General features: G+C 60.2%; 10 protein-coding genes. 9 read left to right on the plus strand and 1 reads right to left on the minus strand.

From position 1 onward, the window contains the following. Positions 1-7: 7 nt before the first annotated feature. Entirely contained in the window at positions 8-1,132 is a 1,125-nt protein-coding gene (locus tag K8B33_RS01410; RefSeq protein WP_223422483.1) for a M50 family metallopeptidase, read from the plus strand. 611 nt (positions 1,133-1,743) lie between these two features. On the opposite strand, the gene K8B33_RS01415 is transcribed toward K8B33_RS01410, so the two are convergent. Continuing rightward, positions 1,744-3,396 carry an electron transfer flavoprotein-ubiquinone oxidoreductase gene (locus K8B33_RS01415; RefSeq protein ID WP_223422486.1) on the minus strand — a complete coding sequence of 551 codons (1,653 nt, stop codon included), beginning with the start codon at positions 3,394-3,396 and terminating at the stop codon, positions 1,744-1,746. A 400-nt stretch (positions 3,397-3,796) separates the two neighbouring features. Here K8B33_RS01415 and K8B33_RS01420 point away from each other — a divergent pair, with 400 nt between their 5' ends. From K8B33_RS01420 to K8B33_RS01455, 8 genes are all read left to right on the plus strand, one after another. Continuing rightward, on the plus strand, positions 3,797-4,549 hold the full coding sequence (locus K8B33_RS01420; RefSeq protein WP_223422488.1) for an electron transfer flavoprotein subunit beta/FixA family protein: 753 nt from the start codon (positions 3,797-3,799) through the stop codon (positions 4,547-4,549). Then, positions 4,546-5,475, plus strand: a complete 930-nt coding sequence (locus K8B33_RS01425; RefSeq protein WP_223422490.1) for an electron transfer flavoprotein subunit alpha/FixB family protein — start codon at positions 4,546-4,548, stop codon at positions 5,473-5,475. Before K8B33_RS01420 ends, K8B33_RS01425 begins: the two co-directional genes overlap by 4 nt. 143 nt (positions 5,476-5,618) lie before the next feature. Then, positions 5,619-6,065, plus strand: coding sequence for an NfeD family protein (locus K8B33_RS01430; protein WP_223422492.1), 447 nt, complete (start codon positions 5,619-5,621; stop codon positions 6,063-6,065). Positions 6,066-6,103: 38 nt separating this feature from the next. Then, a complete protein-coding gene (locus K8B33_RS01435; RefSeq protein WP_223422493.1) occupies positions 6,104-7,024 on the plus strand; it encodes an SPFH domain-containing protein in 921 nt (306 codons plus the stop codon). A gap of 181 nt (positions 7,025-7,205) precedes the next feature. Further along, entirely contained in the window at positions 7,206-7,853 is a 648-nt protein-coding gene (locus K8B33_RS01440; protein ID WP_223422494.1) for a twin-arginine translocation signal domain-containing protein, read from the plus strand. Then, positions 7,850-9,421 carry a GMC family oxidoreductase gene (locus K8B33_RS01445; protein ID WP_223422495.1) on the plus strand — a complete coding sequence of 524 codons (1,572 nt, stop codon included), beginning with the start codon at positions 7,850-7,852 and terminating at the stop codon, positions 9,419-9,421. Before K8B33_RS01440 ends, K8B33_RS01445 begins: the two co-directional genes overlap by 4 nt. Positions 9,422-9,559: 138 nt before the next feature. After that, the gene (locus K8B33_RS01450) at positions 9,560-10,207 is read left to right on the plus strand and encodes a gluconate 2-dehydrogenase subunit 3 family protein (RefSeq protein WP_223422496.1); all 648 of its coding nucleotides are present in this window, start codon (positions 9,560-9,562) and stop codon (positions 10,205-10,207) included. A gap of 10 nt (positions 10,208-10,217) precedes the next feature. Beyond that, entirely contained in the window at positions 10,218-11,816 is a 1,599-nt protein-coding gene (locus K8B33_RS01455; protein WP_223422497.1) for a GMC family oxidoreductase, read from the plus strand. The last annotated feature ends 5 nt before the right edge of the window (positions 11,817-11,821 follow it).

The following is an 11,821-nucleotide window of genomic DNA, read 5'->3' on the forward strand; positions in this document are numbered from 1 at the left end:
ACAAGGCATGGCGGAAGCAGAACAACAAACCGGCGGGCGAGGGGGGCAATACCTGCTGACGCTGGTCTTTGTGGTGATTGGATTCTTTATTGGCAGCCACATCGATGCCATCGCACCCTGGCTCACCGAAGACCTGTCGCTGCGCTTGTGGCATCTGCTGCTGTTGCCCATCTGGTTTTTTGTCTCCGTCATGGTGCATGAGGGCGGTCATTTCGTCGCGGGTCGACTGGCCGGACTCCAGTGGATGACGGTGACGGCAGGGCCCCTGCGCCTGACACGGCTGCGCTCAGGCGTTAGCGTCCAGTGGTTCAGGAATGATTCCAGCATCGGCGGTCTGGTGCTGATGGTGCCGGGTACCGTACCGATCTCGCGCACCGGGTGGGCTGCCTTCGTGTTGGGCGGCCCCGTGGCCAACCTGCTGTTCTCAGCGGTCTTGATTGGCGTGCTACGCGTTGGTGTCACCGCTGCCTGGCAGGGGCCGCTACTTCTTCTGGCATTGGTCTCACTGTTCCTCGGCGTGCTTAACCTGCTGCCGTTTCGCGCCAGTGGTTTCAGCACTGACGGCCGCAATCTGCTGGACATCCTTCGCGATGATGCGACCTACGCGGTGTCGCGGGCGATGCTGGCCATCGCCGGGCACAGCGCTGCTGGCGTGCGCCCGCGAGAGTGGAACAGCACGCTTGTCGCGCAGGTTCGGGAGTTCCATCACGGCAATAACGCAGATGCTGACGAAGCAAGCCGGGCCGCGAGTGCTACCCAGGCCTATATTCTTTACCTGCACGCGCTGGATGCGGGAGACCGGGAAGCCATGCGGCGTTATCTGGCGGACACGGCGGAGTGTTTCGAGGCACTTCCCTCACTGACTGCCTCGCCGGTCGCCTGTGCATTGGCGATACATTTTCGCCTGATTGACGCGGATCTTGCTGCGGCCGAAATCTGGCATGAAAAAGGGCGCAGTGGTTTGACGGATGCGTCGATGTTGGCAGTGGCTGACTTTTCGCGTGCATATATCGACGGGGACATCAATGAGGCCCGGCGGCTGGCAGATCATGCTCGGCGGTGTATGGCGGAGGATGCCGATCAGGGTGGGGTGTTGCCCTATCGCGACTTGCTGGAGCGCATTGTCGTTTGAGGGGTTTCCATTCTTTGTTGGTTTGGTGGTTGTGGCCCTCGGGGGGCGGGGATGTATTTTCAGGACCCGCCGTAAATACATCCCTGTAGTCTTGTGTTCGGCATCCATGCCTCACACAGTCCTGAAAATACATCCCCGCCCCCCGAGGGCCGTCACGCGCAGCCCGGTTAACAAACTGGAAGCCAACTGACGGGCTTGTTCCTCCAGAGCGCTGAGGCAAACCACCAAACTTAGAATCTACTGCCAGCGTTGAGCCGGGGTATGCCCTGGAGGGACCTCTTTGGCCATGGGTGAGGCAAGCGTTTTGCAAAGCACAGCTTTGCGTGCAGCCGAACGCACGCCATCTGTGATGGTGGGCCGGTCCCGAAGGGGCCAAAGCGCGAGCGCCCAGGGACGGCTTGAGCGGTCCCGGAAGGGCATACCCCGGCTCAACGCGCACTGTCTGGAGGGTGACCCACCGGATCGGGAACAGACTACTTTCCGGTTACAACACCAATTGCCATTTCCGCGAATCTTTGACGCAACAAACCAAAAAAAAGCCCCGCATAACTGTGCGGGGCTTTTTTGTAAACGGCCGGTTTGCAGTAATACGCTAGCCGGCGTTTTGAGGATTACATGTTGGGATAGTTCGGCCCACCAGTGCCCTCAGGCGCAACCCAGTTGATGTTCTGCGTCGGGTCCTTGATGTCGCATGTCTTGCAGTGAACGCAGTTCTGCGCATTGATCTGAAAACGCTTGGAACCGTCGTCGTTATCCACTACCTCGTAGACACCGGCAGGGCAGTAGCGCTGCGCAGGCTCGTCCCACTTCGGCAGGTTGACCTTGATCGGCACTTCCGGATCTTTCAGCTGCAAGTGACATGGCTGATCTTCTTCATGGTTGGTGTTGGACAAAAACACCGAATCCAGCTTGTTGAAGGTCAGCTTGCCATCCGGTTTCGGATAGGTGATTTCCTTGCACTCGGCAGCCGGCTTGAGTGTTTCGTGATCCGGCGTCTGATCGCGCAGGGTGAACGGCATCTTGCCGCCCAGGAAGTTGAGATCCAGCACCGCCAGACCGGAACCGATGAAGTTACCGAACTTGTGCTGGTAAGCACCGAAGTTGCGCTGTGTGTGCAACTCTTCGTAAATCCAGCTGCTTTCAAATGCCGCCTTGTATCCGCTCAGCTCGTCGTTGCCTCGGCCTTCTTTCAATGCCTCGGCCAGCAGTTCAGCGGCAATCATGCCGGACTTCATGGCGGTGTGGCTGCCCTTGATCTTGGCGAAGTTCAGGGTGCCGGCATCACAGCCCACCAGCAGACCACCGGGGAAGCTCATCTTCGGCAGTGACTGCAAGCCGCCTTTGGCGATGGCGCGGGCGCCGTAGGACACGCGCTTGCCGCCTTCCAGATATTTCTTCACTTCCGGGTTGGTTTTCCAGCGCTGCATTTCGTCAAACGGGCTGACGTGCGGGTTGGAATAGCACAGGTCGGTAATCAGACCCAGAGCCACCTGGTTGTCGTTGAGGTGATACAGGAACCCACCGCCCAGGGAGCCGGATTCGGTCAGGGGCCAGCCGGCGCTGTGCATGACCAGGCCTTCGCGGTGCTTGGACGGATCAATATCCCACAGCTCTTTGATGCCGATGCCGTAATGCTGCGGGTCAGCGCCTTCGCGCAGGTTGTACTTGTCCATCAGCTGCTTGCCGAGGTGACCACGGCAGCCTTCGGAGAAGATGGTGTACTTGGCGTGCAGTTCCATGCCCGGGGCATAGCTGCCTTTCTTCTCGCCATCGTGGCCGATGCCGAAGTCGCCTGTGGCGATGCCGCGTACGGCGCCGTTGTCGTCGAACAGGACTTCAGTGGCGGCAAAGCCCGGGAAGACTTCGATGCCGAGTTGTTCGGCCTGTTCGCCGAGCCAGCGGCAGACGTTGCCCAGCGAGACAATATAGTTGCCTTCGTTGTGCATGGTTTTGGGGACGAACAGCCCCGGCACCTTGATGGCTTTCTCGGCACCGGTCATGTAGAAGATCTCGTCTTCCTTCACCGGGACATTCAGCGGTGCGCCGCGTTCTTGCCAGTCCGGGAACAGCTCGTTGAGCGCTCGCGGTTCGAGAACGGCACCGGAGAGGATATGGGCGCCGACTTCGGAGCCTTTTTCGACAACTACGACACTGATTTCCTGACCGGTTTCCTGAGCGATCTGGCCCAGACGGCAGGCAGTTGCCAGACCCGATGGGCCTGCGCCGACGATGACGACATCGACTTCCATTGCTTCGCGTTCCACAGCCTGTCTCCTTAACGTAGCCACCCGGACAACGGGCAGTAATATTGAAGGCGCGCAGTATATAGAGCCCCTTTCGAGGTGACCACACCGTGAGGCCATGGCCGTTGACCTCTGTGCCCGTCAGGGTTGCGGCGCCGGTCAATTCAAACAAGTGTTTAAATTATCCCCCTGAAAGCCGTTGATTTACAAGGAAAAGCCACACACCGCAGTGAGTTGTTTGTGACTGATGCGTCAAAATCAACGGCGCTATTTGCTGGAAAATCAAAAGGTTCGGGCATTTCAGGCTATTGACCTTCCGGACAGCAGCGGTCAACATAGCCGCCTCATTTGCGCGGGGGTAGTCCCGGTCTTCACCAGGCGCCTCCTGTTCTGTCACTCAAGCAATCATTCCGAGGATCCTATGAAGGTTCTTGTACCGATCAAGCGGGTCGTGGATTACAACGTCAAGGTACGCGTCAAAGCGGACCAGAGCGGTGTTGACCTCGCCAACGTGAAAATGGCCATGAACCCGTTCTGCGAAATCGCAGTGGAAGAAGCCGTGCGCCTGAAAGAGAAAGGCGTAGTAACCGAGATTGTCGCGGTTACCGTTGGCCCGAAGGCTTCCCAGGAGCAGCTCCGCACCGCGATGGCGCTGGGCGCAGACCGTTCCATCCTGGTCGAGACCGATGAACAGACCCAGCCGCTGGGCGTGGCCAAGGCGCTGAAAGCGCTGGTCGACAAAGAGCAGCCTGACCTGGTGATCCTCGGCAAGCAGGCCATTGACGACGACAACAACCAGACTGGCCAGATGCTGGCTGCGCTGGCTGGCATGTCTCAGGGTACCTTCGCATCTGTTGTGGAAGTAGCTGACGGCAAAGTGAAAGTCACCCGTGAGATTGATGGCGGCCTGCAGACTGTCGAGCTGACCCTGCCGGCAGTGGTCACCACTGACCTGCGTCTCAACGAGCCGCGCTACGCCTCACTGCCCAACATCATGAAAGCCAAGAAGAAGCCGCTGGAAACCCTGTCCCCGGCAGACATTGGCGTGGACCTGACCCCGCGCGTCAAGACCATCAAGGTTGAGCCGCCGGCAGAGCGCCAGGCGGGTATCAAGGTGGCTTCCGTCGAGGAGCTGGTTGATAAACTGAAGAACGAAGCGAAGGTGATCTCATGAGCGTACTGGTCTATGCAGAACACGATAATGCTGCGCTGAAAGGGGTCACCCTGAGCGTCGTCGCTGCCGCCAAGGCTATCGGTGGTGATATCACCGTGCTGGTCGCTGGTGAAGGCTGCGCCGCTGTGGCAGGCGAAGCGGCCAAGATTGACGGCGTGAGCAAGGTCCTGCTGGCTGACAACGCCGCTTACGGACATCAGCTGGCAGAGAACATTGCCGCGCTGGTTGCTGAAGTAGGCAAGGACTACGGCCACATCCTGGCTGCGGCAACCACTACCGGCAAGAACTTCGCACCGCGTGCGGCGGCACTGCTGGATGTGGGCATGATCTCCGAGATTCAGTCTGTGGAGTCTGCCGACACCTTCAAGCGTCCTATCTATGCCGGTAACGCCATCGCTACCGTACAGAGCAGCGACAGCATCAAGGTCATTACTGTACGTGGTACGTCTTTTGACGCGGTTGCCGCTGAAGGCGGTTCTGCCAGCGTTGAGAGCGTTGATGTTGCCGCTGACGCTGGCCTGTCCAGCTTCGTCGGCGAAGAGATCGCGAAATCCGACCGTCCTGAACTGGCCGGTGCCAAGATCGTGATCTCCGGCGGCCGTGGCATGCAGAATGGCGACAACTTCGAGATGCTCTACAAAGTGGCTGATAAACTCGGCGCTGCAGTAGGTGCTTCCCGGGCTGCCGTGGATGCAGGCTTTGTGCCCAACGACATGCAAGTCGGTCAGACCGGCAAGATCGTTGCCCCGGAGCTGTATGTTGCCGTTGGTATTTCCGGCGCTATCCAGCATCTGGCGGGCATGAAAGACTCCAAGGTGATTGTTGCCATCAACAAGGACGAAGAAGCCCCGATTTTCCAGGTGGCGGATTACGGCCTGGTGGCAGATCTGTTCGAAGCCGTGCCGGAGCTTGATAGCAAGCTCTGAGCCGGTCTGACACAGATGCCGCAAGGAACCCGGCTCCGGCCGGGTTTTTTGTGCCCGCACGGTGCTGCTTTTGTGCAGCGGATGCTGTGTCGCGTCATCACTTTATGGTACAACGCTTTCACACAGAACAGGGACGACGCATCATGCTGACAAGTTACGCATTCTGGATGATATTCGGCTTTCTGCTGATCATCTCCGAGTTCTTTTTTACCGGGCTGATCGCCATCTTTTTCGGCATCGGCGCTATCGCAGTAGGCCTGCTGACGCTGCTGGGTGTGATCGATGGTGCGCCAGCCCAGCTCCTGCTGTTCAGTCTGATCAGCCTGGCTGCCCTGTTTGGGTCGCGCAAACACTTCAAGCGCTGGCTGAAAGGCAATGTCTCGGGTGGTGGCGATGATGAGATGGCCGCCACACACATCGGTGCCCGGGTCATGGTAATCACTGATTTTCAGCAGGGCGCCGGACACGTCCAGCTCAATGGTGCCAAGTGGGATGCGGAATCCACGGAGCCATTGAGGGCAGGGCAGTCTGCCTGGGTTGTCGGCAATCGTGGCATCCTGCTCATTGTGGCCAGCAATCTGCCTGGCTGAACCCGTTTTTCTTTCGTTGCATAATCTGGAGATTGAACATGGAAATAGCGACCATTCTGGCGCTTTTGTTTGTTGCGTTTGTTGTTGTGGCAGTGGTCAAGACTGCCCGTATCGTTCCCCAGCGTTCCGCGTTTGTGATTGAGCGCCTGGGCAAGTATGCCTCCACCCTGGATGCCGGCTTCCATCTGCTGATCCCGTTCGTGGACAAAGTGGCATACCGTCATACCCTGAAAGAAGAAGCGATTGATGTAGAGCGCCAGTCCTGTGTCACCAAGGACAACATCCAGGTGGTCGTCAACGGCGTTATCTACCTGCAAGTGATCGATCCGAAGCAGGCCAGCTATGGCATTTCGGACTACCGTTTTGCGGCCATGCAGCTGGCGCAAACCACTCTGCGTTCGGTGGTCGGTAAAATCGAGCTGGACAAGACCTTTGAAGAGCGGGAAACCATCAATTCCCAGGTGGTCGAAGCGCTGGACGAAGCGGCAAAGCCCTGGGGCGTGAAGGTCATGCGCTATGAGATTGCCGATATCGAGCTGCCCGCCACTATCCTTGATGCACTGGAAAAGCAGATGCGCGCGGAGCGTGAGCGTCGTGCAGTCGTTGCCCAGTCTGAGGGTGAGCGTCAGGCCAAGATCAACGTGTCTGAAGGTCAGAAGCAGGAGACCATCAACCACTCTGAAGCCGAGAAGCTGAAGCAGATCAACGAGGCGGAAGGTAAGGCACGGGAAATCGAGCTGATTGCAGACGCGACAGCCCGTGGTCTGGAGCGCGTTGGTGCGGCGATCCAGAGCAGCGGCGGCAAGGAAGCGGTTTCCCTGCGCGTTGCGGAGCAGTATGTGCGCGAATTCGGCAAGCTGGCGCAGACCAACAACACCATGATCCTGCCCGCCGAACTGAGCGACATCGGCTCCGCCGTGGCAGCACTGACCAAGACCCTGGATGTAACCCGCCGTTAATCCGGCACCTGCCCCTCCTGCTCAGGAGGGGCTTCCCCCTTTCCTCCTTTCCTCTGCACCCTGCACCCTGCACCCTGCGGTCAAGCCATTTTGTGCGGGTAAACATCTTGTTTCGTTTCAGCAGCTTGGTTAAGGTCATGGCTCCATGACCGATGCGTCACAAGCAGGAGTGAGGCGAGCCATGCCCACCGCAAAAGAACCCTCCCGAGATCAATCAGACCAGGCAGCGGCACGCCAGGTGACTGCGCCGTTGGCGGCCGTGACCCGGCGCCGTTTCATGAAAGGTGTCTTGCTGGGCAGTGCCGGCCTGGCCGTCGCCGCCGGTGGCACCTTCGCCGTGCTGCGTCGCTCACCGGTGGATCAGCAGCCGGTGCCAGAAGGCATACGGCACCTGAGCCAATCTGAATACCATCTGTTCCGGCGTGCCATTGATGTGCTGTTGCCGCTTGCCGGCAGCGCGCTGACCCCCGTGGCAGAGGTGCCGGTGCTGGCGAACATCGATGCCATGATCGGCACCTTGCCCGCGCACATTCGCAAGGACGTCGCCAGCGGGCTGATGTTGTTTGATAACGCTGCTGTGGTCTCCGGCTGGCACGGGCGTCGCTTTGTCGACCTGGACGATGCCGATGCCGTGGCGTATTTCGATCGCTGGTCCCGGGGCAGCGTGATCCAGCGCACCATGAACACCGTGATCAAGCAGTTCGTCTATGTGAGCTACTGGCGCGACCCGAAGACCTGGCCGCCGGTGGAGTTTGATGGTCCCGTATCGGATCGTTGGGGCATTGCCTACCTGGGTAACGCCCCCTTGCCTGAGGAGGCAGACGCATGAGCACGCCAGTCCAGATGAGAGAAGACACGGGCAGTGCCGCGACAGTGCAGCAGATCAATCAGGGCCTGCCAGTGGTACAGGCCAGCGACGTGACGGTCGATCGGCTCGAGTTGACCGCTGACGTGGTGATTATCGGCTCCGGTGCCGGTGGTGCGGTGACCGCCTATGAGCTGGCACGCAAGGGGCTGGATGTGCTGGTACTGGAAGCGGGGCCGTACGTCCCCTCCAATGAATTTACCGAAGATTTCAGCGAAAGCCTCGAGACACTGTATGAGGATCACGGCGGCCAGGCTAACACCGACGGTGATCTGCTGGTGCTCCAGGGCCGTTGTGTGGGGGGGTCCACGGTGGTGAATGGCTGTGTGTCGTTCCGCACGCCGGATTTCATCTTCGAGGAATGGCATCGGGATTTTGGCCTGACAGATTTTACGTCCGCGTCCATGGCGCCGTACTTCGAGCGGGTGGAGCGTAACCTGTCCATCACCGAGAACGGGCCTCACGAGATCGCCAGGCACAGCCGCATCATGCAGCGTGGCGCGGAAGCGCTGGGCTGGTCGATGAAGCCGTTCAAACGCAATATCCGGGAATGTGCGCTGACCGGCCACTGCCTGTCCGGCTGCAAGACTGAGCGCAAGCAGTCCATGCTGGTGACGTATCTGCCCTGGGCGGCGGCGCACGGTGCGCGCATCCACAGCGATACCCGGGTGGACCGGGTCACCGCCGAGCAGGGTCGTGCCACAGGCGTTGAGGGCAGGGTGATAGACCGTCACGGCAAGCATGTGGCGGATGTCAGCGTGAAGGCCGAGCGTGTGATCATGGCCGCCGGGGCAGTGCAGACACCGGTGATCCTGCAGCGCAGCGGTCTGGGCAATGACCAGGTGGGCCGTAACTTTGCCTGTCACCCGTCCATGTACGTCGGCGCCCGCTACCCGGAGCCAGTGCATCCCTGGCGTGGCGCCATGCTGGGGGTCTATGTCGACGAGTTCATGCACCCGGACAACGGCGGCTTCATCCTTGAGGTGGGCGGTCTTGGCATCGCCGAGCTGTGCATGATCTCGGAGCCGGGTACCGGCAAGCCGTTTGTCGAGTACATGGAGAAAGCGGCGCATATGGCCGGCATCGTGACCCTCATCCACGACCACAATGTGGGTGAGATTCGCTGGCAGGGCGACCACAAGGAAATCGTCTATAAACTGAGTGACAAGGATTTCCCGTCCATGCTGGCGTCCCTGAAAGCAGCGGTGCGCCTGCATCTGGCTGCCGGGGCAGAAGAGGTCCTGCTGCCCACCAGCGAACGGCTTTCCGTGACCTCGGTAGACCAGATCGATGCGGTCATCGACCGCCTCAGCAACAAGCCTCAGCATCTGCGGATGGTGTCCTACCATCCCCAGGGCAGCTGCCGCATGGGCACCGACCCGGCCAACAGCGCCACGGACCCGGAAGGGCGGCTGCGCGGGGTCGAGGGGGTGTGGGTGGCGGATGCCAGCCTGCTGCCGACGTCGCTGATCGTGAACCCGCAGGTCACGGTGTACGCGCTGGCCAACTATGTGGCGGACCGTATTGGCTGAACTGCACAAGCGCCGGGCCGGGCTGCCTCTTTTGCCCGGCCCGTGCTTTGTATAGACTGTCTCCGGTTACATAAAATAACGTTCATAATAACAACGCATAAAAACAGGGCCATCAGGCCTCGCTGTGGAGACAGCACCATGAATAATAATAACCTCCGCGCGTCGCGGCGCAGCGGTGCGCCCGTGGCCGAGGCAAGTGTTGCCGGTCTTGGTTCTCTTCTGTCCCGCCGCAGTTTCCTGCGTGCCAGCATTCTCACGGGTATGGTGATCAGCAGCGGCTGTGCCACGCTGACGGGCCGTCGCGCCCTGGACGGCGAGGCCGTTTACCCCCATCTCACGGCAGAGGAAGCGCGCGTACTCACGCGCCTCACAGAAATCCTGTTGCCTACCGAGCAGTTCAACCTGCCCTCCAGTCTTCATGAAGTGCCGACGGTCGCCAACATCAATGATATGGCGGGCGATATGTCTGGCCAGACCCGCGATCTGCTGGCCATGGCATTGTGGGCCTTCGAACGTCGGCCCATGGCCAGCTTCCGCTTCAGCCGTTTCTCGCGCCTGGATGATGAAGAGGCCTTGCGCTATGTGCAGGCAATGCAGGCCGGTACCTTCTTCGAGCGCGGCCTGATCACGACCCTGCACACGGTGGTCTGCGTGAATTACTGGCGTGACAGCCGTACCTGGCCGGGGCTGGATTATCACGGCCCTGTGACCGGTATCTGGGGGGTGCGTCGGCTTGGCAACGCGCCGCTGCCAAATGGTTCTTCCGCTACCCAGCCGACCGCCTGAGGGGACAGACATGCGAGCAATCAATATGCCCCGTGACGGGCTGCCGGTGACCACCGCCCGTGACATGGCGCGGGATGAAAGTATCGGCCAGCAATTTACGCTGAAAACGGAGGTGGTGATCGTTGGCTCTGGCGCCGGTGGTGCCATGACTGCCTACGAACTGGCCAAGGCCGGGCGCCAGGTACTGGTGCTGGAGGCCGGCCGTTACCATCCCAGTTCGCTGTTCACCGAGCACCTGGGCGACACCATGACCGAGGTCTACCGGGATCAGGCGACGCAGTTCAATACCACCGCCGATGTGCTGTTTGCCGAGGGCGCCTGTGTCGGTGGTTCTACGGTGATCGGTGCCTGTGTGATGCAGATGCCGCCGGACAGCCTGTTGCGGCGCTGGGAAACCGAGCTTGGCCTGAGCAACCTGGCGCCAGCGCGCTTCAAGCCATTGCTGGATGAAGTGGGCAAGGAGCAGTACCTGCACCTCAACGAGGCGCATGAAATCAATACCACTGCCCACAAGGTGATTCAGGGTTGTGAGCGCATGGGCTTCAGCTGGAAGCCGGTCAGTCGCAATGTGCGCCAGTGCGCCCTGACCGGGCACTGCCTGGCGGGCTGCCCGTCGGACCGCAAGATGTCGTCACTGGTCACCCATCTGCCTTGGGCGGTCGCCCACGGGGCGCGACTGATGGCGGACACCGAGGTGACGCGGGTGCTGATCAGCAACGGCCGCGCCTACGGGGTGGAAGCCGTGGTCAGGGACCCGGATACCGGCCGCAAGATTGCCGATCTGCGCGTGGAAGCCGATGTTGTGGTTGCCGCAGGGGGAGCAATACAGACGCCGTTGCTGTTGCAGCGCAGCCAGATTCCCGACCCCAGTGGTCAGGTGGGCAAGAACATGGCGGTGCAGCCTTTTGTGCAGGTGCTCGCGCGCTTCAAGGAAGAGTTGCACGGCTTCCGCGGCGCGCTGGTGGGGGTGGAGATCGATCACTTTGTGGAGAACGAAGGCTACATGTTTTTCTCCGCACTGGCCGAGCCTGAACAGTTGATGATTCAGGGTAATCAGGGGGCTGGTGCCGATCACATTCGTTTCATGAAAAGCTACAAGCACCTGGCCGGCCTGAATGCCTTCGCCATTGATGAAGGGCGTGGTGAAGTGACCTGGAAAGGCGGGTTGGAGGATGGCCGCAAGGTGATCAGCTGGAATCCCAGCCGCAGCGAGTTCGAAAAACTCAAGCATGGCGCCGCGCTGGCCGCGCGCGTGTTCTTTGCTGCCGGGGCAGAAGAGGTGTTCATCCCCAGCTTCCAGCAGATCTCCGCGACCAGCGTGTTTGACCTTGACCCGGCACTGGATGAGATCAGCTATGGCGTGCGCGGGCTCTACTCCCTGCGCATCAATTCCTTCAGTGCCCACGGCACCTGTCGGATGGGGGTGGATCGTTATCAGGCGGTCGCCAATGCGCGCGGCGAGGTCTACGACGTCAAGGGCCTGTTTATCGCTGACGCCAGCCTGATCCCCGAACCGATGCCGTCAGCGCCGCACTGGACGGTGCAGGCGCTGGCCAAGCAAGTGGCCCAGGGTATCAATCAGCGCAGCAGGGAGCTGTTCCTGTCCTGACAATG

It is taken from the genome of Alcanivorax limicola (assembly GCF_019931215.1).
Classification (GTDB): Bacteria; Pseudomonadota; Gammaproteobacteria; order Pseudomonadales; family Alcanivoracaceae; genus Isoalcanivorax; species Isoalcanivorax limicola.

Coding starts and splice junctions, on each gene's coding strand:
- K8B33_RS01410 (WP_223422483.1), top strand. CDS start 8: ATGGCGGAAGCAGAACAACAAACCGGCGGGCGAGGGGGGCAATACCTG.
- K8B33_RS01420 (WP_223422488.1), top strand. CDS start 3,797: ATGAAGGTTCTTGTACCGATCAAGCGGGTCGTGGATTACAACGTCAAG.
- K8B33_RS01425 (WP_223422490.1), top strand. CDS start 4,546: ATGAGCGTACTGGTCTATGCAGAACACGATAATGCTGCGCTGAAAGGG.
- K8B33_RS01430 (WP_223422492.1), top strand. CDS start 5,619: ATGCTGACAAGTTACGCATTCTGGATGATATTCGGCTTTCTGCTGATC.
- K8B33_RS01435 (WP_223422493.1), top strand. CDS start 6,104: ATGGAAATAGCGACCATTCTGGCGCTTTTGTTTGTTGCGTTTGTTGTT.
- K8B33_RS01440 (WP_223422494.1), top strand. CDS start 7,206: ATGCCCACCGCAAAAGAACCCTCCCGAGATCAATCAGACCAGGCAGCG.
- K8B33_RS01445 (WP_223422495.1), top strand. CDS start 7,850: ATGAGCACGCCAGTCCAGATGAGAGAAGACACGGGCAGTGCCGCGACA.
- K8B33_RS01450 (WP_223422496.1), top strand. CDS start 9,560: ATGAATAATAATAACCTCCGCGCGTCGCGGCGCAGCGGTGCGCCCGTG.
- K8B33_RS01455 (WP_223422497.1), top strand. CDS start 10,218: ATGCGAGCAATCAATATGCCCCGTGACGGGCTGCCGGTGACCACCGCC.